General features: G+C 57.9%; 29 protein-coding genes and 2 pseudogenes. 19 read left to right on the top strand and 12 right to left on the bottom strand.

Features of this window, described 5'->3' with window-relative positions:
- Positions 1–113: 113 nt before the first annotated feature.
- From EV561_RS38450 to EV561_RS27525, 5 genes and pseudogenes are all read right to left on the bottom strand, one after another.
- The gene (locus EV561_RS38450; RefSeq protein WP_281026135.1) at positions 114–242 is read right to left on the bottom strand and encodes a hypothetical protein; all 129 of its coding nucleotides are present in this window, start codon (positions 240–242) and stop codon (positions 114–116) included.
- On the bottom strand, positions 239–694 hold the full coding sequence (locus tag EV561_RS27540) for a sensor histidine kinase (RefSeq protein ID WP_245512974.1): 456 nt from the start codon (positions 692–694) through the stop codon (positions 239–241). The genes EV561_RS38450 and EV561_RS27540 overlap by 4 nt, the downstream gene beginning before the upstream one ends.
- A 7-nt stretch (positions 695–701) precedes the next feature.
- Positions 702–923, bottom strand: a pseudogene (locus EV561_RS38000) (PAS domain-containing protein); the annotation flags it as partial.
- Between the two features lie 42 nt (positions 924–965).
- Positions 966–1,256 carry a hypothetical protein gene (locus EV561_RS27530; RefSeq protein ID WP_113297429.1) on the bottom strand — a complete coding sequence of 97 codons (291 nt, stop codon included), beginning with the start codon at positions 1,254–1,256 and terminating at the stop codon, positions 966–968.
- A 98-nt stretch (positions 1,257–1,354) separates the two neighbouring features.
- Positions 1,355–1,627, bottom strand: a complete 273-nt coding sequence (locus EV561_RS27525) for an usg protein (RefSeq protein ID WP_113297428.1) — start codon at positions 1,625–1,627, stop codon at positions 1,355–1,357.
- 275 nt (positions 1,628–1,902) lie between these two features.
- On the opposite strand from EV561_RS27525, the gene groES reads away from it, so the two are divergent.
- The 6 genes and pseudogenes from groES (at position 1,903) to EV561_RS27495 (ending at position 8,072) form a co-directional block, all read left to right on the top strand.
- Positions 1,903–2,217 carry a co-chaperone GroES gene (gene groES / locus EV561_RS27520; RefSeq protein ID WP_113297427.1) on the top strand — a complete coding sequence of 105 codons (315 nt, stop codon included), beginning with the start codon at positions 1,903–1,905 and terminating at the stop codon, positions 2,215–2,217.
- 52 nt (positions 2,218–2,269) lie between these two features.
- Positions 2,270–3,898, top strand: a complete 1,629-nt coding sequence (gene groL, locus EV561_RS27515; RefSeq protein WP_132526507.1) for a chaperonin GroEL — start codon at positions 2,270–2,272, stop codon at positions 3,896–3,898.
- A gap of 59 nt (positions 3,899–3,957) precedes the next feature.
- Positions 3,958–4,202: pseudogene (locus tag EV561_RS37995) on the top strand (hypothetical protein).
- A 42-nt stretch (positions 4,203–4,244) separates the two neighbouring features.
- Positions 4,245–4,667, top strand: a complete 423-nt coding sequence (locus EV561_RS27505) for a hypothetical protein (protein ID WP_132526505.1) — start codon at positions 4,245–4,247, stop codon at positions 4,665–4,667.
- Positions 4,668–4,756: 89 nt separating this feature from the next.
- Positions 4,757–5,851, top strand: coding sequence for a glycosyltransferase family 4 protein (locus EV561_RS27500; protein ID WP_132526503.1), 1,095 nt, complete (start codon positions 4,757–4,759; stop codon positions 5,849–5,851).
- A 16-nt stretch (positions 5,852–5,867) separates the two neighbouring features.
- Positions 5,868–8,072, top strand: a complete 2,205-nt coding sequence (locus EV561_RS27495; protein WP_132526501.1) for an amylo-alpha-1,6-glucosidase — start codon at positions 5,868–5,870, stop codon at positions 8,070–8,072.
- A gap of 28 nt (positions 8,073–8,100) precedes the next feature.
- Here the strand turns inward: EV561_RS27495 and EV561_RS27490 are convergent, their stop codons facing one another.
- Positions 8,101–8,322, bottom strand: a complete 222-nt coding sequence (locus EV561_RS27490) for a hypothetical protein (RefSeq protein ID WP_112389076.1) — start codon at positions 8,320–8,322, stop codon at positions 8,101–8,103.
- A gap of 215 nt (positions 8,323–8,537) precedes the next feature.
- On the opposite strand from EV561_RS27490, the gene EV561_RS27485 reads away from it, so the two are divergent.
- The 11 genes from EV561_RS27485 to EV561_RS27435 all read left to right on the top strand — a co-directional run bounded on the left by EV561_RS27485 (position 8,538) and on the right by EV561_RS27435 (position 17,363).
- A complete protein-coding gene (locus tag EV561_RS27485; protein WP_112389075.1) occupies positions 8,538–9,014 on the top strand; it encodes an Hsp20 family protein in 477 nt (158 codons plus the stop codon).
- 98 nt (positions 9,015–9,112) lie between these two features.
- Positions 9,113–9,622 carry an Hsp20/alpha crystallin family protein gene (locus tag EV561_RS27480; RefSeq protein WP_112389074.1) on the top strand — a complete coding sequence of 170 codons (510 nt, stop codon included), beginning with the start codon at positions 9,113–9,115 and terminating at the stop codon, positions 9,620–9,622.
- A 71-nt stretch (positions 9,623–9,693) separates the two neighbouring features.
- Positions 9,694–10,455: an NADH dehydrogenase ubiquinone Fe-S protein 4 gene (locus EV561_RS27475; protein ID WP_132526499.1), complete on the top strand. Its 762-nt coding sequence runs from the start codon at positions 9,694–9,696 to the stop codon at positions 10,453–10,455.
- A gap of 9 nt (positions 10,456–10,464) precedes the next feature.
- A complete protein-coding gene (locus EV561_RS27470) occupies positions 10,465–10,788 on the top strand; it encodes a DNA-directed RNA polymerase subunit omega (RefSeq protein ID WP_132526497.1) in 324 nt (107 codons plus the stop codon).
- A 32-nt stretch (positions 10,789–10,820) separates the two neighbouring features.
- Positions 10,821–11,186: an SPW repeat protein gene (locus tag EV561_RS27465; RefSeq protein WP_112389071.1), complete on the top strand. Its 366-nt coding sequence runs from the start codon at positions 10,821–10,823 to the stop codon at positions 11,184–11,186.
- A 105-nt stretch (positions 11,187–11,291) separates the two neighbouring features.
- The gene (locus EV561_RS27460) at positions 11,292–12,677 is read left to right on the top strand and encodes a DegQ family serine endoprotease (RefSeq protein ID WP_112445716.1); all 1,386 of its coding nucleotides are present in this window, start codon (positions 11,292–11,294) and stop codon (positions 12,675–12,677) included.
- Between the two features lie 144 nt (positions 12,678–12,821).
- Positions 12,822–13,745: a DnaJ C-terminal domain-containing protein gene (locus EV561_RS27455; RefSeq protein ID WP_112389069.1), complete on the top strand. Its 924-nt coding sequence runs from the start codon at positions 12,822–12,824 to the stop codon at positions 13,743–13,745.
- 2 nt (positions 13,746–13,747) lie between these two features.
- A complete protein-coding gene (locus tag EV561_RS27450) occupies positions 13,748–14,080 on the top strand; it encodes a chaperone modulator CbpM (protein ID WP_132526495.1) in 333 nt (110 codons plus the stop codon).
- A gap of 296 nt (positions 14,081–14,376) precedes the next feature.
- The gene (locus EV561_RS27445) at positions 14,377–15,819 is read left to right on the top strand and encodes an ATPase domain-containing protein (protein ID WP_132526493.1); all 1,443 of its coding nucleotides are present in this window, start codon (positions 14,377–14,379) and stop codon (positions 15,817–15,819) included.
- Complete coding sequence (locus EV561_RS27440) at positions 15,816–16,865, top strand: sensor histidine kinase (protein WP_132526491.1); 1,050 nt, start codon at positions 15,816–15,818, stop codon at positions 16,863–16,865. Before EV561_RS27445 ends, EV561_RS27440 begins: the two co-directional genes overlap by 4 nt.
- Positions 16,866–17,000: 135 nt before the next feature.
- Positions 17,001–17,363 (top strand): response regulator, encoded by a 363-nt coding sequence (locus EV561_RS27435; protein ID WP_132526489.1) that lies wholly within the window; start codon positions 17,001–17,003, stop codon positions 17,361–17,363.
- A gap of 119 nt (positions 17,364–17,482) precedes the next feature.
- Here the strand turns inward: EV561_RS27435 and EV561_RS27430 are convergent, their stop codons facing one another.
- The 4 genes from EV561_RS27430 to EV561_RS27415 all read right to left on the bottom strand — a co-directional run bounded on the left by EV561_RS27430 (position 17,483) and on the right by EV561_RS27415 (position 21,114).
- Positions 17,483–17,692: a hypothetical protein gene (locus tag EV561_RS27430; RefSeq protein ID WP_132526487.1), complete on the bottom strand. Its 210-nt coding sequence runs from the start codon at positions 17,690–17,692 to the stop codon at positions 17,483–17,485.
- A gap of 49 nt (positions 17,693–17,741) precedes the next feature.
- Complete coding sequence (locus EV561_RS27425) at positions 17,742–18,167, bottom strand: response regulator (protein ID WP_132526485.1); 426 nt, start codon at positions 18,165–18,167, stop codon at positions 17,742–17,744.
- Complete coding sequence (locus EV561_RS27420; RefSeq protein WP_132526483.1) at positions 18,164–19,291, bottom strand: PAS domain-containing protein; 1,128 nt, start codon at positions 19,289–19,291, stop codon at positions 18,164–18,166. Before EV561_RS27420 ends, EV561_RS27425 begins: the two co-directional genes overlap by 4 nt.
- 62 nt (positions 19,292–19,353) lie before the next feature.
- Entirely contained in the window at positions 19,354–21,114 is a 1,761-nt protein-coding gene (locus EV561_RS27415; RefSeq protein ID WP_132526481.1) for a PAS domain S-box protein, read from the bottom strand.
- A 254-nt stretch (positions 21,115–21,368) separates the two neighbouring features.
- Here EV561_RS27415 and EV561_RS27410 point away from each other — a divergent pair, with 254 nt between their 5' ends.
- Together EV561_RS27410 and EV561_RS27405 are read left to right on the top strand one after the other, a co-directional pair.
- A complete protein-coding gene (locus EV561_RS27410; protein ID WP_112445734.1) occupies positions 21,369–21,605 on the top strand; it encodes a hypothetical protein in 237 nt (78 codons plus the stop codon).
- Between the two features lie 325 nt (positions 21,606–21,930).
- A complete protein-coding gene (locus EV561_RS27405; protein WP_132526479.1) occupies positions 21,931–22,545 on the top strand; it encodes a hypothetical protein in 615 nt (204 codons plus the stop codon).
- Here the strand turns inward: EV561_RS27405 and EV561_RS27400 are convergent.
- Positions 22,538–23,401: a reverse transcriptase domain-containing protein gene (locus tag EV561_RS27400; protein ID WP_245512972.1), complete on the bottom strand. Its 864-nt coding sequence runs from the start codon at positions 23,399–23,401 to the stop codon at positions 22,538–22,540. The genes EV561_RS27405 and EV561_RS27400 overlap by 8 nt on opposite strands.
- 428 nt (positions 23,402–23,829) lie before the next feature.
- The coding region (locus EV561_RS27395) for a hypothetical protein (protein ID WP_207910603.1) at positions 23,830–25,126 on the bottom strand (1,297 nt) is incomplete at its 5' end.

Genomic DNA, 25,126 nt, shown 5'->3' with positions numbered 1-25,126 from the left:
AGATCTGAAGCCAAAGCGTAGCAAGAAGCGCTCCTTGAGCTCGCGGCGGACCTGGGGCGACGGCCGATGCGCGAGGCACCCGGTCGTCGCCACTCAGCCGGATCGTCTGCTGATCATGCATCTATATCCAGCACCGCGTCGATTTCGCAGACGACCCCGGCGGGATCGTAGCTGATTGTCGAACGGCCGTTCAGTTCGGCCGCGAGAAACCTCTCAACCAGACGCGATCCGAAGCCCTTCATCGCTGGGGCTTCATTGCGGGACCACCGTGTTCAGCCCACCTGAAATGTAGCCTTGCTTTCGTGCTCTCATCACCGTCGCCAAGCCGCCAGGAGATCGAGATCTTGCGTTGAGCAACCGACAATGCGCCGTACTTTGCAGCATTCGTCGCGAGCTCGTGGATAGCCAAAGAAAACGAGACGACTGCCTTCTGCGGCAGAAGCACAGGGATGCCTTCGATCTCGAAACATTCTGCGGGATAGGGCTCCAGGACTTGCCTGACCAGCGCTGAAAGATCGGCGCGCTGCCAGTCTCGATGTGTAAGGAGATCATGCGCCTTCGCCATAGAGGTCAGCCGTTCCCGGAAGGCGTCTACTTCGTCCTGCCCCGTCCCCTCCCGCCCTAGGGTCTGTTTCGAGATTGCGATGACGGTGGCAAAGACGTTCTTCACGCGATGATTGAGCTCGCCAGTCAATACCGTAAAGCTTCTCGGCGGGGGCATTCCAGCTGGTAATCGTCAAGTCGAGATCGATGCCAAGGATCGCGTCATTCGAGGACTCGATGATGGCAGCCAGGTGGCGTTCAGCCTCCTGCGCATTCTTGCTTGCCGAGATGTCGATGGCAATGAACCCAACTTGTCGGAACCGGCCATCCTCACCCCGGAGCGCCGAAACCGATATCGCCGTCACAACATTGGTCTTCATTCAGGATTGAGACGGCATCAGAAGCCTAGCGGTTTCACACCTCTAGTGGCGTGCGTGGCTCACCATACGATAAGGATGCACGGCCTTGAACTGCGAGATCATGGCGGTTGCTTGCTGTAACACGCGCTCGGCTTTACGCACGTCGTCACGCGCCAGTTCGTCAGCATTGATGAAGATCGCCTGTGCCATATTGGCGGAAAGCGCGGCAAAATGGCGGTTGCCTTCGACATATGCCTCGCGTGCAGCTGCCTCCAGGACATGCGCGATATCGGCAAAGACCTCTTCGCGCTCCTCGATGCTGAGGTCTTCGATGACTTTGATCTTCTCTTCCATTCTCGATCTCACTCCGGATAGACGTGTGATAGTGACCGAGCTCATCGGAGCCTCGATCGCGCAAAGAGCTAGGAAGCGAAAATTTCCGTTTCAAGAGCTTAGTTAAGCCTGAACTCGCCTTCGAGACGACGCCATTCGTTTGGCCCTATCAGACGCTGATGGCTGTAGCGGACGGAATGCAGCGGCCCGTCGAGGCTGGCGCGCCAGAAGTCGAGGAATTTATGCATTTCCGGAAAATCGGGAGCCAGATCGTAGTCCTGCCAGACATAGGTCTGCAGCACGGATTCGAAATCAGGAATGCGGTAGAGGATGTGCGCGGTGGTGAGGCCGTAGCCGTTAAGCTGACGCTCGAAATCCGACGAGAATTGCATGCTCATCTCCGTTTCATGACACTGCCAAAGGTGGCAAAAAATCATGCATCCATCAACGGTTTTCTTAAACCTTCGAAGGCGTTTATCGTTCCTCTCCAGCATGTTAGCAGCCGCCGGGGTAGAGTGCTAATTTTTCTTGCCGACCCTCTTGAAATCAAAAAATCTCGAAAATAAATTTTCCCCGCGAACGCTCAGATGAGGTTCGCACCCGTCCGGATTGGTCACCCGGTCCGGCAGGGGATTTTGCGTCATCTTTTTGTCCAATGGAGGAAAACATGTCGTTCCGACCGCTTCATGATCGCATTCTTGTCCGCCGGGTCGAATCCGAAGAAAAGACCAAGGGTGGGATCATCATCCCTGACACTGCCAAGGAAAAGCCGCAGGAAGGCGAAGTCGTCGCCGTCGGTCTTGGTGCACGCAACGAGGCCGGCCAGATCCAGGCGCTCGACGTCAAGGCTGGCGACCGCATTCTGTTCGGCAAATGGTCCGGCACCGAAATCAAGATCAACGGCGAAGACCTGCTGATCATGAAGGAAAGCGACGTCTTGGGCATTATCGAAGCTCAGGCCGAGCAGAAGCGCGCCGCGTAATCACGCACTGCCGCTCATCAGTCAAAAAGCTGCCTATTGAAGGAGTGAACAAATGGCTGCGAAAGAAGTCAAATTCAACACCGATGCCCGTGAACGCATGCTGCGTGGGGTCGATGTTCTCGCCAATGCGGTGAAGGTCACGCTCGGCCCGAAGGGCCGCAACGTCGTCATCGACAAATCCTACGGCGCGCCGCGTATCACCAAGGACGGCGTTTCGGTCGCCAAGGAAATCGAACTGGAAGACAAGTTCGAAAACATGGGGGCACAGATGCTGCGCGAGGTGGCATCGAAGACCAATGATCTTGCCGGCGACGGTACCACCACCGCAACTGTTCTCGCGCAGGCAATCGTCAAGGAAGGCGCCAAGGCGGTTGCATCGGGCATGAACCCGATGGACCTGAAGCGCGGCATCGATATCGCCGTGGATGCAGTCGTTAAAGAGCTGAAAGGCAACGCCCGCAAGATCACCAGCAATTCCGAAATTGCCCAAGTCGGCACTGTGTCTGCCAACGGCGACGAGGAGATCGGCAAGTATCTCGCTGAAGCGATGGAAAAGGTCGGCAACGAAGGCGTCATCACTGTCGAGGAAGCCAAGACCGCCGAGACCGAGCTCGAAGTCGTCGAAGGCATGCAGTTCGACCGCGGCTACCTCTCGCCCTACTTCGTGACCAATCAGGACAAGATGCGGGTCGAGTTCGAGGACCCCTATATCCTCATCCACGAGAAAAAGCTGTCGAACCTTCAGTCCTTGCTGCCGGTCCTCGAAGCCGTCGTGCAGTCCTCCAAACCGCTGCTGATTATCGCGGAAGATGTCGAAGGCGAGGCGCTCGCAACGCTCGTCGTCAACAAGCTGCGCGGTGGTCTAAAAATTGCTGCCGTTAAGGCTCCGGGGTTCGGCGATCGCCGCAAGGCGATGCTCGAAGACATTGCCATCTTGACCGGTGGCACCGTCATTTCCGAGGACGTCGGCATCAAGCTTGAGAACGTCACGCTCAACATGCTTGGCCGAGCCAAGAAGGTGGCGATCGAGAAAGAAAACACCACGATCATCGACGGCGTCGGTTCCAAGGCCGAGATCGACGGCCGCGTCGCCCAGATCCGGGCGCAGATCGAAGAAACCACCTCGGACTACGATCGCGAGAAGCTGCAGGAACGTTTAGCCAAGCTGGCAGGCGGCGTTGCGGTGATCCGTGTCGGTGGCTCCACCGAAGTCGAGGTGAAGGAGAAGAAGGACCGCGTCGACGACGCCCTTCATGCGACCCGCGCGGCCGTCGAAGAGGGTATCCTGCCGGGCGGTGGTGTTGCGCTATTGCGCGCCGTCAAGGCACTCGACAATCTTGCAACCGCCAACCAAGACCAGAAGGTTGGTATCGAGATCGTCCGCAGGGCGATCGAAGCCCCCGTTCGCCAGATCGCCGAAAACGCTGGCGCGGAAGGCTCCGTGATTGTCGGCAAGCTCCGCGAGAAAACCGACTTCTCCTTCGGGTGGAATGCGCAGACCGGCGAATATGGTGATCTCTATGCTCAGGGCGTCATCGATCCAGCCAAGGTCGTGCGGACCGCGCTTCAGGATGCTGCGTCGGTCGCCGGTCTGCTGGTGACCACGGAAGCGATGATCGCCGAGAAGCCCAAGAAGGACGCTTCACCCGCCCTGCCCGCTGGCGCCGGCATGGACTTCTAAGAGGTAATTGCTGGGGCTCGCCCGTCGACGCGGGCGAGCTCCGATAAGGAGGTGAAAGGATGGTTCATGCAATAACAAAACCTTTGCCAACTCCTTTCGACAGCCGTGATCTCGCCGTCTGCCAGAGGGTTTCAATGAAATCCGGTCGGGCGCTGGGATTGCGAAGGAGTCCGAGGAAGCGGAGCGCATGGCGGCCATAACGATAGAATTGTACAGGCAAGGTGTTCGCGAGCCGCGCCATCTCAGAACAATGGTCGAGTCCGCGCGAGGTCTGTTCGGACGCCAGGGAATTTTACAAAGCTGAGCCAAACAACAACGTCAATTTGGCATCACATGGGGTCAAGCTATGAGAAAGGAAAGCTTCGAAAATTCAACACCAGTGAACGCGGCAGCAGCAATCAGCGCTGCTCATCTGCTGCATCCGGGCAGGCATTTTGCTCATCCGCGCGACGTTCTTGCGGCCGACGAAATCGGCAGGGACGAGAAACGCGCCATTCTTGCGTCCTGGGCATCCGACATCTTCGCCATCGAACCCATTCCGGCCCTTCGCCTTTATCCAGGTACGGACAAGGCCGTCTCCTATGACGCGATCATCGAAGCGCTGAAGACGTTGGACCGGTCTGATATGCTGCCCGGAAAGCAGGACGCATCCCGTAATCAAGACAATCAAAGATGCCGCCGTCGCCGAGTTCAATCACGTCGGTTTGGCGGCCTTGGTCTGTGCAGCTATCGGAAAGGAGGACGCCACCGACAACCATTCGAGATATAGAAATCCAATCTGACGTGCCGCGTGCCTCTTTGAGGACGCGGATCTGGTTTTTACCGACGACTCTTTGCTCAATAGAGGAGGTTTTGCCGATGAAGATCGCTCAGATCGCACCGCTCGCTGAAAGTGTTCCGCCCAAACTCTATGGGGGAACCGAGCGCATTGTTTCCTATCTCACCGAAGAACTGGTCGCCCAGGGCCATGAGGTCACGCTTTTTGCCAGCGGCGATTCCGTCACCGACGCCAGGCTCGTGGCGTGCTCGGACGTCGCGTTGCGCCTCAACCCCGCCGTCAGAGATCATCTGCCCTATCAGGTCGTGATGCTGGAGGAAATTCGCCGGCGGGCGCACGAATTCGATGTGCTGCACTTCCACATCGATCTACTACATTTCCCGCTGATCCGCGAGTTCGCCGACCGCACGGTGACGACGCTGCACGGCCGCCTTGACCTGCCGGACCTCAAGCCCTTCTACTCGGCTTTTCCCGATATCCCGCTGGTGTCGATCTCCAATGATCAGCGCCGCCCAATGCCGCCGGTCAACTGGTCAGGGACGGTCTATCATGGCCTCCCTCTCGACCTGCTGTCATTCACGGAAAAGCCCAAGGGCAACCATCTTGCTTTCCTTGGACGGATATCACCGGAAAAGCGGCCGGATCGTGCGATCGAAATCGCAACCAAGGTCGGGATGCCGCTGAAGATGGCCGCCAAGGTCGACAATGCCGACAGGGCCTACTGGGAGACGGTGATCGACCCGATGGTGAGGCGCCATCCGAATGTCGAATTCATCGGTGAGATCAACGAGCATCAGAAGGCCGATTTCCTCGGCAACGCCGGCGCCTTGCTCTTCCCGATCGACTGGCCCGAGCCGTTCGGACTGGTGATGATCGAAGCGATGGCCTGTGGCACGCCCGTCATCGCCTTCGGATGCGGCTCCGTGCCGGAGGTCATCGACAACGGTGTCTCTGGAGTCCTCGTCGATAGCGTGGCCGACGCGGCCGAGAACATCGAATGGGCGCTCAAGATGGATCGAAAGAAAGTTCGCGCGACATTCGAGGCGCGTTTCAGCGCCGCGCGGATGGCACGGGATTATCTGGACATCTACCGGAATCTTCCTGGCGTGCGCACCAAGGCGGCCCCACTACGCCGTGCCAACGGGCAGGACCTCGATCTGCACGTCGTTGCATAATTCGGAGGCCAGTAGCATGTCGATCGCTTCTGTACACGACGCTTCCGAGCCAGCAGGCGGCCACGCACCGATGGCGCAATTTTTCATTCCGGCCACAGCATCACTGCAAGAGCGACGGTCGCGCACCCTGAAGCACGGGGATACATTCGCCGTCTTCGACCACAATGGTGACGCGCTTTCTGGGCCCGGCAGCCCGGAAGGCGTTTTCCATCGGGACACGCGGTACCTCTCCCACCTCCATCTGACGATTAATGGCAAGCGCCCGATGCTTCTCTCGTCGACGCTGCGCGACGACAATGCGACGCTGACCTGCGATCTCACCAATCCCGACCTCTTTGATGAGAAGGGGAAGCTCACACTTGAGCATGATCTCATTCATATGCGCAGGACACGCTTTCTGTGGAATGCCGGTTGTTACGAGCGCTTGGCCGTAAGGAACTACGACGAGCGAAGACAACAAGTGCGTATCGAAATTTCGTTCGGGGCGGACTTCGCCGATCTGTTCGAGGTTCGCGGAACCGTCAGGGCGAGGAGGGGCCGCCATCTTCCGTCCGTGATGGAACAGGATCGCGTTCTTCTCTCCTATATCGGCCTCGACGATCTGAAGCGCGTCACGCAGTTGTCGTTCGATCCCCGCCCAGACGAACTTGGGAGCGGCCATGTCATTTATGATCTTGATCTGGCGCCACATGAAACGCGGTCGCTGTTCATCCAGATCTGCTGCGACCAAGACAAAGACCGGCCTCTCGGCTACCAGTCTTTCTTTCTGGGCCTACGGGATGCGCGCCGTGCATTGCGCTCCTCTTCCTCCCGCGCGGCATCGATCGTCACGTCCAACGAAATATTCAACGAGGTGGCGCGGCGCAGTGTCTCCGATCTATATATGCTAACGACCGATAAGCCCGAAGGTCCCTACCCCTATGCCGGCATCCCCTGGTTTAGCACTGTTTTCGGACGTGATGCGCTGATTACCGCGCTCGAAACGCTGTGGCTTGATCCGCACATTGCCCGCGGTGTCCTTGGCCATTTGGCCGCAAACCAGGCCACGGAAGTCGATCCGGCTGCAGACGCCGAACCTGGAAAGATCCTCCACGAAGTGCGCTATGGCGAAATGGCTGAACTGGGTGAAGTGCCCTTCCGCCGCTATTACGGCAGCATCGATTCCACGCCGTTGTTCGTCCTGCTGGCAGGGGAGTACCTGAGGCGAACAGGCGACCTTGCCACGATCAACCATCTTCTGCCAAATATCGAGGCAGCGCTCACCTGGATCGACGAGCACGGCGATCGCGACGGCGATGGCTTCGTGGAATACGGGCGGTTAACGCAAGAAGGCTTAATCAATCAGGCCTGGAAAGACAGCCACGACTCGGTATTCCACGCCGATGGTACGCTCGCCAAAGGCCCGATCGCCATTGCCGAGGTTCAGGCCTACGTCTACGGTGCCTGGCAGTCCGCAGCCGAGATCTTCCGCCGGCTCGGCAGACCTGAACGCGCGGCAAAGTTCCTGGCACGGGCCGAAGGCCTGCGTCATGCCTTCGATACGAGTTTCTTCGATGAGGAACTTGGCACCTTTGTGCTCGCGCTCGATGGGAATAAGCGGTCTTGCAGGGTCCGCTCTTCCAATGCCGGTCATGCCCTGTTCACCGGTATCGCCTATCCCGAGCGAGCCGTCCAGGTTGCCAGGACACTGATGAGCGCCTCGTCCTTCTGCGGTTGGGGCATCCGAACCATCGCCTCCACCGAGGCACGCTACAATCCGATGAGCTATCACAATGGCTCGGTTTGGCCGCATGACAATGCAATGATCGCCAGCGGTCTCGCCCGATATGGCTACCGAGCTGAAACGGCAAGAATTTTCGAAGGGCTCTTTGCGTCTTCGACATATATCGACCTGCGCCGTCTTCCCGAACTCTTCTGTGGCTTGCCACGCCAGCGGGCTCAGGGGCCAACCTTCTACCCTGTCGCCTGCTCTCCACAGGCGTGGGCGGCTGCAGCACCCCTCCTTCTGCTGCAATCCTGTCTCGGCCTTGAATTCGAGCCGAATGCTCGGATCATCAGCTTCAACGAGCCGCAACTGCCCTCGTTCATGGATGAGGTAATGCTGCGACACCTACGGGTCGGAAACGGCTCGGCCGACGTCGCAGTTCGCCGCTCAGGACGCAGTGTCGTGGTAGACACCCTCGGTCGACGGGGCGAGGTTCGCGTACTGACCACCGCTTAGGCAAGCCGCTTCCAGACAGGCGTCTTGCCTAGTCCAGTTCGTCGTTGTCTGAGACCAGCAGGTCAATCAACAAGGCGATTTTGCCCGTGGGTGGCGGCCGTCGTTCATTCATCAACGCTTCGTCATTGTTGACCCATGCGAAAGCTTCCGCCAGTTCAGCCTGACTGGCACCAGTGGCCACGACATCAGCTATCAAAGTTTCGTCGACAGGTCCGAGGATGTCGATGACGTCTTCGGAGGTCATTGTCATGCCGATTTCTCCTTTTGTATCACCACACGAATCTGGTGGACCAAACAAAAAAATCAAATTTTTTACACCAGGCAATTCCACAGCTCTTGAAACCGCAAGCCACTGAATTATATTGATATTGTTCGATCGCCCAATGGGGATCGACAGGTCCAGGAGGCGCCATTGTGCTCTTGGCGCCTCCTTGTATCCATGTTGCTTACAAGGAGGATATGGTTATGAGGACAAACCTCGATTTTTCTCCCCTGTTCCGGTCGAGCATCGGCTTCGACCGAATGCTGAACGCGCTCGAGGCTGCAAGCCGCATCGAGACGATCGACAACTGGCCGCCTTACGACATCGTCAAGACCGGTGAGGATGAGTACCGCATTGCCATGGCAGTGGCGGGCTTCACGCAGGACGAACTGACGATCACCCAGGAGCAGAACATGCTCTTCGTATCGGGTCAGAAGGCGAATGCCGACGATGTGCAGTATCTGCATCGCGGCATCGCCGGCCGCTCGTTCCAGCGCCGGTTCGAACTTGCCGACCACGTCAAGGTCGTCGGCGCCGGTCTCGTCAACGGTCTGCTGACCATCGATCTCAAGCGCGAAATCCCGGAAGCGATGAAGCCGCGACGAATCGAGATCGCGACCGAGACGGCTCTGCCGAAGGCCGAGATCAAGCAAATCGACGCCGAGAAGCAGGCGGCTTAAGCTCCAACAACAGCACAGTTGGCAAAGACGGCGCCGGGTATATCGTCCGGCGCCACCAGAGAAGCTTTGCCAATCGAACCAACGGAAAGGAGAAAACCATGAGTGTTCGTGATCTGATTCCCTGGGGCCGAAACAATGGCAACCAGGCCCCGACTGTCCTGCGCGACGACGACCGGGATCCCTTCCTGTCGCTGCATCGTGAGGTGAACCGCCTGTTCGACGACGTCTTCCGCGGCTTCGGCTCCGGCCTGCCGGCCTTCGGCAGCGCTTCTGCGTTCGGCGCCGGCTGGCCGAACGTCGAGATCGCCGATACCGACAAGGAGATCAAGGTGACCGCCGAGGTGCCCGGCCTTGAAGAAAAGGACATCGAAGTCCTGCTCAACGACGGCGTGCTGACGCTGAGAGGTGAGAAGCGCTCCGAGAACGAAGACAAGGATCGTCAGTTCTCCGAGCGCTACTACGGCCGTTTCGAGCGCCGCATCCCGCTCGGCGTCGAGGTCGATGAAGACAAGGTCGCTGCCAGCTTCAGGAACGGCGTTTTGACCGTGACCCTGCCGAAGACCGAGAAGGCGCAGACGCAGGTCAAGCGGATCGCCATCAAGAGCTAACCGAACCAGCCTGCCCGGCGGCCGGCCTTGTTGGGGGCCGCCGGCATCCTTCGCCAATAGGGAGGGATAAAATGATGGAGATTATTAGAGAGACACACACCAAACCAAGCAAAAGCCTCGCTTCCGTTAGCCAGGCCTCCAATGATAACCGGCGGAAGCGTCTCGCTTTCGGCCGCTCCGTGTTTCCCGAAGACGTCGTCGCCCGCATCTTCAGACCATCACACTCGGTGATGACATCGGGCAAAGCACGAATGAACGGCTGGCGGCTTGTCTTCGAGCGCCGCAGCGCGCCGTTCATTGAGCCTTTGATGGGCTATACGGGCACCACGGATACGCTGACGCAGGTGGAGCTGGAGTTTCCAACGCTGCGATCCGCCATCCGCTATGCCGAGCGGCAAGGCCTGACCTATGTCGTGCAGGGTCCGGCAAGCAAAGCTGCGGCCCTGACAAAGAAAGGAATTCGTCGCCGATTGAACCGGCCATCTCACGCCTTCTCCGATGCGACATTGGAGCGGCTCGGCCTCGCCGCGCTTCAGGAGAGCTACGGTCAGGCAATGGTCGAGGCGGCGGAACGGCACGATGCTTCCGGTCCCGCCACATGGTCATCGCCCATAGATGTCATCCGTGATCCGACGCTGTCTCTCGAAGCAAAGCGCTCGATCCTGATGAACTGGGCATGGACCGAATATCTGATCGACCAGGCGACCAACGAAGGCATGCCGGTGAACAATCGTCCGTCCCGCCTTAATGAGGTCGAGCAGGCGCTGCTTGCGCTCGAACGAGACGTTGAGCGCAGGCAGGACCGTACCACTGCCGATCGGAAAGCTGCATGAGGTGCACCCATGGACCCGCATGTCGTTTTCGGTTGCCAGGAGATTGTGCCGAACAGGTTTACGCTGACGATGGCCGCAGCTGCCCGTGCCCGTGCCCTCAACCGCGGTGGGGGGCCGAGGCTTGATCTGCCGCATGCCAGTGTAAGCGATCTTGCGCTGCATGAGATCGCCCGTGGCGCGTTCAGCCACGACGAGCTCGCGCCGTTCTTGCCCGAATTGGCAGCAACAACGCTTCCTCCGGCTCCTAATCCAACCACAACCGAGCTTCGCGGCGACGGCGCGGCAAGCGCCGCCGCCGCACCCGCCTTCTGTCCGCAGGAGACGGTTCAATGATGATGCAACCAACCGATGAGGAGAAATGAACGATGCTGAAGTCCCTGTCTTCCAACAACCGGACCGCTTTCGATATCGTCAATATCGTTGCCGGTCTTGGTCTTCTTGTCTCACCGTGGCTAATTGGCTTCGCCGCTGAAACCTATGCCGCCTGGAATGCCTGGCTCGTCGGCGCGGCCATCGCCGTGATCGCCGCTGTGGCTCTCTATGCCTTCTATGAGGCGGAGGAATGGGTCAACCTAGTGCTCGGCATTTGGGCGGTAGCTGCTCCATGGGTTCTCGGCTTCTCGGCCGTGACGGCCGCAACGTGGGTCCATGTTGTTGCCGGTCTTGTCGTCGCGGTGCTCGCCGCCGGCAACATCTGGTTCAGCCATAGCCGCCCGCTCTCGACTGCGTGAGCCGATCAAGAGAGGCGGATCTGGACATCCGGACCCGCCTCTTTTTTCAATCCTCCGTCGGTCACGCCAGGAGGCACACCCATCATCAGATTCAAGGAGCAACCGATGTTCGATCTCACCCCGAGGCTTCGCACGATTGCCATTTCCGCAGCCGTCGCCGCCGGAGCCATTTTCTTCACCACAAGCCCATTGCCTGCGCAAATGACAGGACAGGCTTCTTCGTCCACCGGCCTGCCGACGCTGGCGCCGATGCTGGAACAGGTCACACCCGCCGTCGTCAATATCGCGGTCGTCTCCCGAGCGCCGGCGCAAGACAACCCGCTCTATAGCGATCCCAACTTCCGAAGGTTCTTCAATCTGCCGGAGCAACAGCAGCAGGCTCGGATGAGCGCCGGCTCCGGTGTCATCGTCGACGCCAACAAAGGATATGTGCTGACCAACCATCACGTCGTCGACGGCGGATCAAAAATCTCGGTCACGCTGAAGGATGGCCGACAGCTCCCGGCAAAACTGATTGGCAGCGACAAGGAGACCGACATTGCCCTGCTCCAGATCAATGCCAAAAACCTCACAGCCATTCAGATCGGGGATTCCGATGCCCTTAAGGTCGGGGACTATGTCGTCGCCATCGGCAATCCCTTCGGACTTGGTCAGACGGTTACCTCTGGCATCGTCAGCGCACTCGGTCGCAGCGGGCTCAATATCGAAGGCTATGAGGACTTCATCCAGACCGATGCCTCGATAAACCCCGGCAATTCCGGTGGGGCGCTCGTGACGCTCGACGGCATGCTGATCGGGATCAACACTGCGATCCTCAGCCCGGCCGGCGCCAATGTCGGCATCGGCTTCGCAGTCCCGAGCGACATGGTGCTATCGGTGATGAACCAACTGGCGACCCAAGGCGAGGTGCGCCGCGGCAGACTCGGCATCGGCATCCAGGACCTGACGCCCGACGTGGCCGAGGCACTCAAGCTCGGTGAGCTGCGCGGCGCACTGATTGGCAGCGTCGAACCTGGCTCAGCGGCCGCGCGGGCCGGATTGAGGACCGGCGACGTGGTTACCGCGATCGACAATCGCCCCGTCCACAGTGCAACGGATCTCAGGAACCGGATCGGCCTCACCCCGATCGGAACCAGGATCAATGTGACGGTAAAGCGCGGCGATGGCGAGCGGGTGATCGCCGTCGCGATCACATCGGAAGACCGGTCGTCCGCCGACCTCTCCGGCACGCCCCTCGATGGCGCCAAAATGCGGGAAGCATCTGCCGAAGAGGCTCGCCAGGCCGGTGCCCCCGGCGTTGTGATCGAGGGTCTCGGCTCAGGTAGCATGGCGGCCCGCAGCGGACTGCAGGCCGGTGACATAATCGTGGCGGCCAATCGCTCGCCGGTCTCTTCCGTCGCGGATTTGCGTAAGGCGCTTGCCGACAAACCGGCAATCCTCGCGCTTGAACTGATCCGAGATGGCGATCCTCTCCTTCTCGTCGTCCGATAGCGGAGCGATGATTAAACGGTCCCGCTCACTTGCGAAGTGGGACCCAATCGACCTTTCGTCTTGCCCTCCAACCGGAAACCGGGCCGCCGCCTATATGAGAGGAGAATTGATCGCAGTGTATGTTACCTGTGACAGGAGATATGCATGAGCCGAGATCCATATGAGCTTCTGGGCGTGAAACGGGATGCGCCGCAAAAGGAAATCCAGAGTGCATTCCGCAAGCTGGCCAAGAAGCTGCATCCCGACTTGAACCCCGGCGATAAAAATGCCGAGGCCAGGTTCAAGGAGATTTCCGCGGCCTACGAGCTTTTGAGCGATGAGCAGAAGCGCGCCCGCTTCGACCGTGGCGAGATCGATATGACGGGGGCCGAACAGGCGCCCCGCAACTTCTATCGCGACTATGCCTCGGCCAGCGGTCCCGGTGAGCCCTACCACAATAGCGGCGGGTTTGCCGATTTTGGCGATTCGGACGATATTTTCGCGAGCTTCTTCTCGCGCCGCGCCGGCCCTGGCGGCGGGTCCCCGTTCCGCGCTCCCGGACGTGACCGCCATTTCTCGATGGAGATCGATTTTCTCGATGCGATGAAGGGTACCAAAACCCAGGTTAAGCTACCCGAGGGTCCGGCTATCGAAGTGCAGGTTCCCCCCGGGACACGTGATGGCCAAACGCTGCGGCTGCGGGGCAAAGGCGAACCCGGGTTCGGGGGCGGTGCCGCCGGCGACGCGCTGATCGTTATCAGGGTGCGGCCTCACCGCTTTTTCACGCGCGACGGTGACGACATCCGCCTCGAACTTCCGGTCACGCTCAGCGAGGCCGTGCTTGGCGGCAAGGTGCGCGTGCCCACTCCCTCCGGCCCAATCGACCTAGCCCTCCCCCCCAATTCCAGCAGCGGCAAGGTCTTGCGTATCAAGGGCAAGGGTGTGCCGCGCGGAAATGGCAGCGCCGGTGACGTCTATGTGACTGTGAAGGTCGTGTTGCCCGACCGTCCGGACGAAGAGCTGACCAGCTTCATCAAACGCTGGGCTTCTGGAACGACACAAAATCCGAGAAAGGGCATGGAGGGCTGACCATGGACGATCATGAATTCTGTCTTCGCCTCAAAATCGAAGTAACCGAGCTCGAACTGTGGATCCGGGAAGGTTGGCTGGCGCCGCAGATCGCCGAGCACCAACGGCGCTTCCGGGATGCCGATCTAGCTCGCGCCCGGCTGATCCTAGATCTGACGCACGGCATGGGCGTCAACGAAGCCGGAGTTGATATTGTCATGGATCTTGTCGACCAGCTTCACGGCATGCGCGGCGCGATGCGCGACATCGTAACGGTCGTCAGCGGAGAGGATGTTGCATTCCAACAACGTTTGGTAGCAGCTCTGGACAAGCTCCACACCATTTGGCGAATGTGAGAGGATTCGCGGCAGGTAAGAAAGCAATCTCGTGGCGGATGTTCCTATGACGACACCATTGAGGCGCTAGAGACGTTGGACAAGAACGATGAGCGCGAGGACGAGGTTCGTCCGCCGCGATGAGAGCGAGCCTGCTGTAAAGCCGTAACACTACCTTTAGGCAGGTCTGCGGCTTCACCACAACCAGCCTGTCATTGATGTTTCGAGAAACCTAAATATAACGAGCAGGCATCTTTCAACGACGATGATGCGCGCGCTCCGGCCCGGATCACGCTAACAGTTTTGAAAGATGAGTTATGCCGAAACGAAAAGCGCCAGCGGTTGTCAGCACAGGCATCTCCGGATTGAACGAAATTCTGCGTGGTGGTCTGCCGGCATCCAATCTCTATATGCTGCAAGGCGCTCCGGGCTCCGGAAAGACGACAGCAGCGCTACAGTTCCTTCGCGCCGGGGTGGAAGCGGGAGAGAGCTGTATTTACGTGACACTGTCGCAAACGGCGGCAGAGCTTGAAGCCATTGCTGTCTCACACGGCTGGACACTCGATGGCATTCGGGTCGAAGAACTGTCGACATCCGGCTCGGTCAGCGAAGCCGATGACCAGAGCATATTTCTGACCGCAGACCTCAGGCTCGACGAGACGCGAAAGGCGATCGAGGCAGCTATCGAAGAACACAAGCCGCGGCGCCTTGTTTACGACTCCCTCCTCGAAATCCGCCTGATCACGGGTGACTCTCCTAGGTTTCGTCGCGAACTAATCGGTTTCAAGTCCTTTCTTGCCAAGCGCAACGTCGTCGCACTTCTCCTTGACACCCAGACGCCCGGCGATGACCGCAGCGGCGAGGAAGTAGAGGGGCTCGCCCATGGGGTCATCCGTTTCGACAAGTCACTGGAGGAGTACGGCGCCGTGCGACGTCGTGTGGAAGTTTCCAAGATGCGCGGTGTCCCCGTTGCCGATGGTTATCACGACATGGCAATCCGGGAAGGTGAAGGGATCATCGTTTTTCCTCGTATTATGCCCAACACTGCATCTGAGGCCACCAAACCGGAACTGATCAAATCAGGTGTTGCAGCGCTCGACGACATGTTTGGCGGCGGCCAGGAGGCTGGAACCACTACGCTGGTCATCGGACAGTCGGGCACTGGCAAGTCGACTATGTCGTCACTCTATGCGACCGCAGCACTCGACCGCGGCGAGAACGTTGCGCTATTCTTGTTCGAAGAGAGGCTGGAAACGTTCTTCCGCCGGTCGGAAGGCCTGGGAATGCAGCTTCGGCAGTTTCATAAGGATGGAAAGCTCATCCTGCGGGATTTCAATCCGAACGAAATCTCACCGGGTGAATTTGGTCAAATCGTCCAGGACGCGGTGACGCAAAACAAAGTCCGCGTCGTCGTCATCGATAGCCTGACCGGCTATCTGAACTCGCTACCGCATCGGGAAAAGGCGGTCCGCGACATTCAATCCCTTCTTAAATTCCTGGCTCGTTCGGGCGTGCTGACGATGCTGATTGTCGCTCAGCACGGCCTGATTGGTCAGAATGTCGGCATCGACGTAGATGTCAGCTTTCTGGGCGACACCGTGCTCCTGCTGCGGATCATGGAGCATGAGGGTCGGCTGCGCCGCAACATCACCGTTGTCAAAAAGCGCCACGGTCCACATGACCTCAACATCCAGGAACTGCTGATCGAGAGCGGCAGCGTCAGCGTCGTTTCCTATAACCCTCTTCCTGACCCGAAATGAATGAAACACCGAGTGAACTGGATTGGGTGCTCATAATTGCCCCGTTTCGCAAGGACGCCGAGTACATCGCGGCTTCCTTGCAGGAGCAGAACGTCGAGGTCCGGCACGGCCAGGCTGGCGAGGATTTGGCTGAAAATCTGGCGCTTTCGCCCGGCGTCATCCTCATCACCCATGAGGCGCTAAGCCCGCATGTCGTCGCAACGATCGGCCATCATCTCGCCGACCAGCCTGATTGGTCCGAAGTGCCAATCGTGGTCCTGCTTGAGCGCGCGGCTCCCATTGCACAGATCCGCACTCAGCTTCAACGCGCCTGGCCGAGCGCCCGCCTCCTATTCTATACACGCCCAATCGCGCGACTGGAGCTGGCCAATAGCATTCAGACCAATCTGCTCGTCCGATTGCGCCAGAAGCAGGTGCGCGATGCCATTGAACGCGAAGTCGAGTTGCGGCTGGAGCTCAATCATCGCATTAAGAACATTCTTGCCAGCGTCACCTCAATCTTTCAAATGACGCGACGCGGCGCGTCTACGGTTGATGAGCTTGCGGCAGATTTCACAGGCCGGCTTCGTGCTCTGTCCGACGTTCACACCGCAGTGTTCGAAGCAGGCGGAGACGAAATCTCACTGTTATCCGTGATCGCGGTAACCGTCGCACCCTATAACGGTGAGAGCTTGACTCGGATCAATATTGCCGGCCCGGACCTCCTTGTCGGACGGATCGCTGCGACAACCATCGCCCTTTGCCTCCACGAACTGACGACGAATGCCATCAAGTACGGCGCACTGTCTCAGGGCGACGGCAGGATCAACATTGCCTGGTCCGTTTCGAAGGAAGATCCGCCAGTATTTTCAATGAACTGGATCGAATCGGGCGGCCCCAAAGTCGTTCAACCGACGCGGCAGGGCTACGGCACAAAATATGTCCGCTCGGCTCTCGCCTCGCTCTTGGGGGCAGCGCCGACGATCACGTTCGATCGCAATGGGTTTCGATGCCACGCCGCGGGTCCGCTAGCAAGACTTGTGCGGCAGTCGGCGGAAGCTGTTTGATACAGTATCCGTTATCGGAAGGTTTAAACACTTACTGAAGACATTCCCGAACCTGGCGGATCATATTCGTACGAGAGACGTTATTATACTCTTGGACCATTTTATCTGCCTGTAAATCATGATGGAGCGTTGGGGATGGGCGGCAACGGTATAACGGTCCTTGTCGTGGAGGACGAGGCTCTCGTTCGGATGGATATTGCGCTATTGCTAGAGGACGAAGGTTTTCATGTGCTGGAAGCATCGAACGCCGACGACGCCATCAGCCTGCTCGACGCACATCCGGAGGTTCGTCTGATGTTCACCGATATCGATACGCCCGGCAGCATGGATGGCTTGAAACTTGCGGCCGCGGTTCGAGATCGATGGCCACCAGTCAAGATCATCGTGACATCGGGTCATCGCCACATGAGCGATGATACCCTTCCGGTCGTCGGCCGCTTTTTCAGTAAGCCCTATGATCCGTCAGACGTGATTCTCGCGATACGCGAAATGATCTAACACGATGACGTCCTACGCTGAGCATACCGTCAAGCCGAGGATGCCGATGCTCGCAACTGCGCAATCGCAACCGACCACCAGGATGCCTGATGCCATCACTACCTCGAGGCAAGCAAGACTTACTGGCCTGTGGTCGCCGACGGCCAATCGTTTGAGGGCTCGTCGATCTGATGATCTGGGATCTCGTCCATCGTATCACGAAGCTGGGCAGATTCCTTCTCGATCATGTAGATCACCGCGGATCTCTCGGCACCTTGAGCGACGAGCTCATCGATCAACGCGTGCAGCCTCGGTTTGACCTCTTTCAAAATGTTTTGGTTGTCACTCATCACTTCCTCCCATTTTTGCTCCGTGTTGGCCGACGCTCCTCCTCGGGTCTTAGCCAAACCGCTTCCCTGCATTCGCGTCTTCCGCCAGAACCAGACTTGCGGGCGGCGACCCACTCTCGTCGCCTCCGACGAGTGCGGAAATGTAAGTCAGGGCATTTTTCATTCCGTTCATCGTGTAGGGCTTTTCGATTGCACCGAGTGCGCCGGCAAACCCTTCCGGGATCTTCTTGATATTGCCGCTCACGAAGACATAGGGGATGCCCGCAGCTGCTAGTTCGCGACCCACGTCGATCCCCGTCGGGCCATCCATGAGATGGATATCGACGAACGCGAAATCAGGCTTCGACGCGTTGATTTGCTCGCGCGCCTGGATGCTGCTCATGGCGAGGCCTGTAACCTGATGGCCCGCCATCTCCACCTCGCTTTCAAGCTCCATGGCGAGCAGCATTTCGTCTTCGACGATCATAACTTTCAATGTGTATTCTCCTGATGGTCGCCGACAAGCAGCACCACATCGACAACCGTCTTTCGTCCATCCTGTTTACGTTCGATTTCGGCGCCGAGCTGCAAAGCAGACGCCTCGATCAACATGCGTCCGAGCTCGGTGCTTTCAATATCAGGCTCAACTGGTTCGGACGTGTCCTCGACACGGATCAGAAAATGACCGTTGAGGCGTTTGACCAGCACGTGGATGTCGCCGCCGCCGTCCATGAGGCCCCGTCGAACTGCATCGCCGACCAGCTCATTGACGATCAGCGACAAAGGCGTGGCTTTGACAGCGGGCACGAGCAGCGGCGAAAGATCCCAAGACAGACGGATGTCGTTGCGGCCAGTGGCATCGACAAGATCTGTCACCAATTCCTTTGTGAACTCTGAGATATCGAACTTCGACACGTCGTCGAGCGTGAACAGCTTTCGTTGAACCGTGCTGAGGGCCTCTATTCGGTTGAGGACCGACATGAGTGTCTGCCTTTGCCGATAATCGGTGGTGATGCGTGCCTGCATTTTGACAATCGAGGCCATCGTCAGCAGGTTGTTTTTCACCCGATGGTCCACCTCGTGGACCAGCAGCGTGCGCGCCTCCAGTGCCGCCTTAAGGGTGGCGGTGTTTTTTGCCACCTCCGCCTCCGCCTCATGGCGCGCAGCCGCCAGGTCTGCTTCCCGGCTTTTGACCGTTGTGAAATCGAGCTGGGACGCAAAGAAATAGATGATTGTCCCGGCCTCGTCCCGGACGGGGCTGATAAATACGGCGTTCCAAAACGTGGTGCCGTCTTTTCGGTAATTGAGGATATCGACAGCAACATCGTGGCCGGCCGCGATGCCCTCCCGGATCTTTGCGATCGTTGCTTTGTCAGTCTCTGGACCCTGCAGGAAACGGCAATTGCGCCCGATTATCTCGTCATCTCTGTAGCCCGTGAGCCTTCGGAAGGCTTCGTTGCAGAAGATGATCGGATTGTCGGACTGGTTCGGATCGGTGACGATCATTGGCATCCGGGTCGCCTTGAACGCGGCCGCAAATGGATCCTCGCTTACATGTCCGGCGACGAGACGGTCGCCGGCGTTGCGGGCATCGGTCCGATATTGATCCTTTTCTTGCATGGGGGTCCTGATCGTATTGTCCGCAACAAATGCCACGGCTTGGGAATTGGTTCCGGTTTTTGTCAGGGCAAAGACGTTATCGTCGCCTCGATCTCGCAAATCACACCGGACGGATCATAGGCGATTGTCGATTTGCCGTTCAGCTCCGCGGCCAACAAGCGTTCGACGAGGCGGGACCCGAAGCCCTTGCGGGTCGGAGGGAGAACCTCCGGTCCGTCCATCTCCCTCCAAACGAGGCGAAGATCTCCGGTCTCTTTAGCGAAGCTCCAGCTGATGGCAATTCTGCCTGTCGCATTGGAGAGTGCACCATATTTGGCAGCATTTGTGCCGAGTTCATGGAGAGCAAGCGAGAGTGACGCAACGACCTTTTGCGGCAGCAAGACCGGATCGCCAGAAACATCAAACCGCTCTGAAGGATATGGAGCGATAGCCTGCTCTACCACAGCCTTGAGATCGGCACTCTGCCAATGCCCCTCGGCAAGAAGGTCGTGGGCATGCGCCATGGCCGAAAGGCGAGCCTCGAAAGCGGTAACCGCACCGCTGGCCTCAGCATCTTTTACCAGGGTCTGACGGGCAATCGCCATGACCGTCGCAAAGACATTCTTCACCCGGTGGTGCAACTCGCCGATCAGCACCGCCTGAAGCCGATCCGCTTCCTTCTTCGCAGAAATATCGTGAGCGATCTTGGATGCGCCGATAATCCGGCCGGCACTGTCGTAGATTGGCGAAACGCTGAGGAGAACATCGACGAGATGGCCATCTTTGTGACGGCGTCTGGTTTCGTAAGGCTCCACCGTCGATCCGGCCCTGACACGGTTCAAAAGCGTCGGCTCCTCGTCGATCCGATCAGCAGGCACAAGGATCAGTACAGACTGACCGATGATCTCGTCCGCCTTGTAACCGTAGAGCCTCTCCGCCGAGGCGTTCCAGGACGTGATAGTCATATCGAGATCGATGCCTAGGATGGCATCATTGGAAGATGCAATGATGGACGCCAGCTGGCGCTCGACCTCCTGCCCTTTTTTGCGTTCGCTTATATCGATCGAGACGACCGCAACCTGGCGAATCCTGCCGCTATCGTCTCGAAGCGGTGAGACGGTGTTGTTCACCCAGACGAGACTGCCATCTTTTCGGACGTAGCGCTTTTCGAGATCGAAGCTCTCGCCGGTCTGTGCAAGCCGCTGATACAATCGGGTTTGCTCGGGCATATCGTCGGCATAGGTGATGTCGCGGATGTTCTTGCCGAGCAGCTCCTGTTCGTCGTAGCCAACAATCTCGCAAAATCGCTTGTTGACGTGCAGGATGTCACCATTGAGGCTCCCTTGGCCAATCCCGGCCGCCGACTGCGATATTACCGCCCGCAGCCGTTCTTCGCTTGCCTGGAGCGCCCGATCGCCGCGGACGCGATCCGTGGTCTCGTTGACAATGCAGAAGACGCCGCAAACCGTCCCGTTTTCATCGCGGACCGGAGAATAAGAAATGTCAAAATAGACAGTTTCCGGGTAGCCGTGCCGCTCGATATAAAATGGGCGGTCCTTGGCGGCGACCGTCTCGCCTTTGTCCAGGACTTGACGCAGGAGCGGTTCGAGGTCGTCCCATAGCTCGCTCCAGTTTTCTCGTGCCGGGCGACCGAAAGCCTTCGGGTGCCGTTGTCCGATCGACGGCGCATAGGGTGCGTTGTACAGGGCGACGAAGTCCGGCCCCCAGAACAAAACGATCTGCGCCATGGAAGGCAGCATAATGTCGACGGTGGATCTCAGGCACGGAGGCCAAACCGAAGGCGGGCCAAGCATGGACTGGTCCCAGTGTCCCCGCTCAAGCATTCGAGAAATTTCGTCCTGCCCTGAGAAAGTTGTCCCCGTTTCGTTCTGCATCGGCGCCCACTCTAAATCGTTGCGACGTCGCAAACGTTCGTCCCAGTGCTCAATGTATAGCGTGAGATGGTCGCAGCAAGGTCTTTTCACAATGAAATCAGCTTCTAATCCGACAGACCGCTACCGATTTCAGCTCACCAAAGCAGCAGACTTGACCCTTTCTGGCTGATTTCCCATATGTGCGCCGCGAGAAGGGAACGGGTATGCGCGCATTTTTAGAAACGTCATTCGGTCCGAACGAATTGTCGGTTATCGACCAATCATTCAAAGACTGGTTGGAAACTCACCATGTGACTAAAAACAGCGCAGAGGCTGAGCTTGCCGCTGCGATCATCATAAACCTGTATCGCGAGGGACATGACACCAGGCAGGAATTGGACACTGCCATGTCCCTGCATCGCGGTCTTGCCGATCTTGGCGAGTTGGCATCGCGCTCTTGAACCAATTCGAACCATCGACCGGTCCACGCCAAAATCATGGAAAGACAACAACTTCACCGGCGGCCGTTGTGCATAAGCAACTGAGGGGCCACCGAAATCCCGATGTGTCTTGCGGCGCTCAGCCGGCGACCGGCCGCCGCACACTAGCCGTACGACCCAACCAACAGCGCTGAGTGGCATCACGCGGCGTTTAGCTAACATTGCATTAGTCACATGAGAAGCGTGTTCCAAATGCCCAGAAGCAAATTTAATCGTGCAACACTCGGCGCCTGCCTTCCACCGAAACCCGAATTCGTGCACTCAGGTTGCAAAGAGGAGCGACACCATGAGCACTGAGGAGCCAGAAAAGTCCAAACCGGAAACGCCGAGCAGCCGGATCTACGATCTATTCAGGGTGCTCGTTTCCTCTGTGCTCATCAGCCTGCTTTTGGCAGGTATCAGCACATCGGCGGTGAGACTCTGGGAGCGCCTTTATCCGGAGAAAGTTGTCAAGGTCTGGCAGGTGTCCCAAGGCGACTACCAACGCATCTCAATCGCCCTGAATAACTCGAATACCAATCTTGTGCGCCTCAAAGAGTTGGTCGCCAACAATCCGGAAGCGTTGAAGTTGGCAACGACCATGCAGGAGGAGCTTCAGGCTGCACATACGTCGCTCGCGAATTCGCCATTCATCGAGCAGCGCGATACTATAAGCGTCTCGTGGAATCTCATCTCCTCAGCCTACGCCAAAAGCGCGACGGGCGACACTGGCGGTCAATCCGACAACACGATTATCTACATTCTCTTAGCTTTGGTTGCCTTCGTGCTCGTTGCCTTCACCGGCATCTATGCCTTCTGTAAAGATAAGTCGCAACGCGCATTCATCGAGAAGACCATCACGACCATCGTTGGATTCGCGCTCGGGATGATAACCGGCTCAACTACCGCGCGGTTCAAGTAGTCGGTGGCTCAGGAGCTGCGGGCGCGACCGGCGCGGGCTTCGGGAGCGAACGGAAATATGCGGTGCGCCGCTTTTTCTTATGACCTGTGCGCCACGTCTTCGACTCCACGATATCGCAGTAGGTCTTGAATCCCTCCTCGCTTGCAGGAGAGCGATCCACAGCGAAGAACTCGTCAACGCGATCCTGCAAAACCTCGGTTTTGCCGTTGGTCAGACTGCAATTGAAGATGTCGATTTGCGGCGCAGGGGCGCGCGTCTTCTCGTCGTTGAGGGTGAAGCCAGCTTCGGCGACGGCGGCGACAAGCCCAGCGAATGCCGTCTGCAGCTCGGCCTCATCATTACCCGAGAGACAGATATCATCCATATAGACCGAGACGGTAACGGATGGGGGAAGGCCGCGAAGGAAGACGCCTATTGGGGATTTCGAGATAACTAGCGTCGCCAGGATGGGCGACTGGACGAACCCATAGGGGAGCACATACCCTGCCCCGTAAGGATTTTTGACTGTTGACCACTTCGCATAATATTCCGGCCGCTGGACATGGATGTCCTTCAACGCGCGTTTAACGCGATTGCGCTGGATACTGTAGAAGAATTTCGAGATGTCGATGCGGCAGAAAAACTGGTTGTTCCGATGCCGATGCAGCGCGAGAACGTGCGACCCGTCCTTGAAATGGTAGACAAAGCTGTCGAATTTATATGCCTTGTTCACTTTGCGCTTGAGTTCAGCGCCAAGTTTTTCCCCGAACGGGTTAGGCGCATAAATCGGCTTGCCGTTCTTTTTGTAAGAATACAGGAAGTTTTCGAACGCTAAAGGCATAGTTGACAACCTTGCTGTAGATATCGAGCGCAACATTGATGATCTCCAGGGCGGAGTACAACATCGTCAAGACAGCTACAGCAAGGTCGAGATGCTTATGAAATTTCTTCATCGGCAAATCCTCCATTGCGAGACTTCAGCAAACTGCAACCCATGTTTAACCATGGAGTCGTCAACTGAGAGAACAATAGTATATTCCCGAAGCTCGTACATGAGGACAACCCGAAGGTCGAGCTTTCCGTAGAGCCGTGAGCTACAGCCTATTGCTGAAATCGATTTGGATATACGTTTGCCTTCTAAGAGTTGCAAGGGGGTACAACCTCTGAAGGAATAAGATTCTTACTGGCGCTGTCGAGTACCACCACCACCGACCGCCGGACATGTTGCCCGATCACCCAGGTCTCGATCAATTCAAGTCTTGTCCGCCGGTCGCAATGCTGTTTGACACAGGGCTGCGGCCGCTATCATTCCTTCGTGCTCTTCCGCGCGTTTTTGTACGACGTTTTCTTTCGAGTTAGAGCCTTCTTGCGTTTCTCGCCCGCGTTTGGGCGCGCAACGTCCAACACGATCACCGATATCTTACCTTCAGATTCTGGTGGTAAATCGGCGACCAGCATCGTCTGTAGTTCTTCGGCGGTGGAAGGAGATTTTTTCCGGTCGAGCCTCGCCGGAACTCTAAATTCAGAGCCGAACCAAAAAACGAGATAGATGCCGTAGCCAAAGGCGCCTTCGTCCGCAGCATAGCCGGTAAGCTGGTCGATGGGCGCACTCCAAAGCTCCGAATTATAGTGCCGTTTGGCTTCAATCGGTAGGTTTTTGCCTGCATGCGTCAGCAGCAATATATCGGCGCGGGTATTTTCAGCGCGCCGAGCCTCCGGAAGGGATGCCGCAACGCCGTAGCGCTCCAATCGAGACCTAAGCAGCTCAAGAAGTCGATCCCGATCCTCGTTTTCGATCTGGGGTTTGGTCGCAGCGCCCGTGTGGTCCGTATTCCAATAGCGCTTCCATGGCATTTCGCTGCCTGTCCGAAGGCTTGCCTTATATCGTTCGATTTCTTCCAGGACGACTGCAGCAAGATCCGCTGGGTTCGCCGGTGGCCCGCCGTTAAGTGCGGCTTTCAATTCCGAAGCGGTCGGCGCAACGAACATACTGTCTCGCAACATCGAGGCATGCTCCGCAGCGGCGTGGCTCAACACCGGGCTCCAGCTTGGGTCGACGCCCGGAATGAGCGCCTTCAGGAGTTTTCCGGCATCCGCGCGACTTGACGCACTGAGGCGATTGATCGCTGCCCGAACAATGCGGCTTGAACTGTCTGGATTGGCCCAGTCACGTTCTTCTGCAGGCTGATCCCCACCGAGCGTGGCTATGCGGAGATAGTCAAGGCGATCTTGATCAAGAGATAGCTGATTGAATTTTTCGACCAAATCGCCATTCGGAGCAAGAAGCGCGGCACCAACCGCCTTGCGCGAATGGCCGGCGGCGAATTTGACAGGGTCAAGCGCCAGATCGATGAAACTCCATAGCACTGCCGCTTCCGCGTCGAGGGTGCCACCGAGCGCATTTGCGACAAGATCCAAAATTTCATCTCGCGTCAAAATTTGAGCGGACGCGCTTAAGGCCTGTCTGAGCGCGGCCGGCGGCAAATTTGGTCGCTCCTTTAACAGGATGCGGAAAAAGGCGCTTGCTGCGAGCGGACTGCCGTGATTCCATGCCTCGGTGATTGGTCGGCAGGAGTGGGACATGCGCGGCAGTGATATCCAG

It is taken from the genome of Rhizobium sp. BK376 (assembly GCF_004341625.1).
Lineage (GTDB): Bacteria > Pseudomonadota > Alphaproteobacteria > Rhizobiales > Rhizobiaceae > Rhizobium.
This window is presented reverse-complemented; position numbering and strand designations above follow the sequence as displayed.

Bases quoted from the DNA above. Each gene is read 5' to 3' on its own strand.
- EV561_RS27505 (WP_132526505.1), top strand. From the start codon at position 4,245: ATGAGAAAGGAAAGCTTCGAAAATTCAACACCAGTGAACGCGGCAGCA.
- EV561_RS27475 (WP_132526499.1), top strand. From the start codon at position 9,694: ATGATGGAGATTATTAGAGAGACACACACCAAACCAAGCAAAAGCCTC.
- EV561_RS27490 (WP_112389076.1), bottom strand. From the start codon at position 8,322: ATGACAATGACCTCCGAAGACGTCATCGACATCCTCGGACCTGTCGAC.
- EV561_RS27530 (WP_113297429.1), bottom strand. From the start codon at position 1,256: ATGGAAGAGAAGATCAAAGTCATCGAAGACCTCAGCATCGAGGAGCGC.
- EV561_RS27460 (WP_112445716.1), top strand. From the start codon at position 11,292: ATGTTCGATCTCACCCCGAGGCTTCGCACGATTGCCATTTCCGCAGCC.
- EV561_RS27445 (WP_132526493.1), top strand. From the start codon at position 14,377: ATGCCGAAACGAAAAGCGCCAGCGGTTGTCAGCACAGGCATCTCCGGA.
- EV561_RS27480 (WP_112389074.1), top strand. From the start codon at position 9,113: ATGAGTGTTCGTGATCTGATTCCCTGGGGCCGAAACAATGGCAACCAG.
- EV561_RS27400 (WP_245512972.1), bottom strand. From the start codon at position 23,401: ATGTTGCGCTCGATATCTACAGCAAGGTTGTCAACTATGCCTTTAGCG.
- EV561_RS27430 (WP_132526487.1), bottom strand. From the start codon at position 17,692: ATGAGTGACAACCAAAACATTTTGAAAGAGGTCAAACCGAGGCTGCAC.
- EV561_RS27485 (WP_112389075.1), top strand. From the start codon at position 8,538: ATGAGGACAAACCTCGATTTTTCTCCCCTGTTCCGGTCGAGCATCGGC.
- EV561_RS38450 (WP_281026135.1), bottom strand. From the start codon at position 242: ATGAAGGGCTTCGGATCGCGTCTGGTTGAGAGGTTTCTCGCGGCCGAA.
- EV561_RS27435 (WP_132526489.1), top strand. From the start codon at position 17,001: ATGGGCGGCAACGGTATAACGGTCCTTGTCGTGGAGGACGAGGCTCTC.
- groES (WP_113297427.1), top strand. From the start codon at position 1,903: ATGTCGTTCCGACCGCTTCATGATCGCATTCTTGTCCGCCGGGTCGAA.
- groL (WP_132526507.1), top strand. From the start codon at position 2,270: ATGGCTGCGAAAGAAGTCAAATTCAACACCGATGCCCGTGAACGCATG.
- EV561_RS27405 (WP_132526479.1), top strand. From the start codon at position 21,931: ATGAGCACTGAGGAGCCAGAAAAGTCCAAACCGGAAACGCCGAGCAGC.
- EV561_RS27455 (WP_112389069.1), top strand. From the start codon at position 12,822: ATGAGCCGAGATCCATATGAGCTTCTGGGCGTGAAACGGGATGCGCCG.
- EV561_RS27500 (WP_132526503.1), top strand. From the start codon at position 4,757: ATGAAGATCGCTCAGATCGCACCGCTCGCTGAAAGTGTTCCGCCCAAA.
- EV561_RS27525 (WP_113297428.1), bottom strand. From the start codon at position 1,627: ATGCAATTCTCGTCGGATTTCGAGCGTCAGCTTAACGGCTACGGCCTC.
- EV561_RS27420 (WP_132526483.1), bottom strand. From the start codon at position 19,291: ATGCAAGAAAAGGATCAATATCGGACCGATGCCCGCAACGCCGGCGAC.
- EV561_RS27465 (WP_112389071.1), top strand. From the start codon at position 10,821: ATGCTGAAGTCCCTGTCTTCCAACAACCGGACCGCTTTCGATATCGTC.
- EV561_RS27410 (WP_112445734.1), top strand. From the start codon at position 21,369: ATGCGCGCATTTTTAGAAACGTCATTCGGTCCGAACGAATTGTCGGTT.
- EV561_RS27440 (WP_132526491.1), top strand. From the start codon at position 15,816: ATGAATGAAACACCGAGTGAACTGGATTGGGTGCTCATAATTGCCCCG.
- EV561_RS27450 (WP_132526495.1), top strand. From the start codon at position 13,748: ATGGACGATCATGAATTCTGTCTTCGCCTCAAAATCGAAGTAACCGAG.
- EV561_RS27470 (WP_132526497.1), top strand. From the start codon at position 10,465: ATGGACCCGCATGTCGTTTTCGGTTGCCAGGAGATTGTGCCGAACAGG.
- EV561_RS27495 (WP_132526501.1), top strand. From the start codon at position 5,868: ATGTCGATCGCTTCTGTACACGACGCTTCCGAGCCAGCAGGCGGCCAC.
- EV561_RS27415 (WP_132526481.1), bottom strand. From the start codon at position 21,114: ATGCTTGAGCGGGGACACTGGGACCAGTCCATGCTTGGCCCGCCTTCG.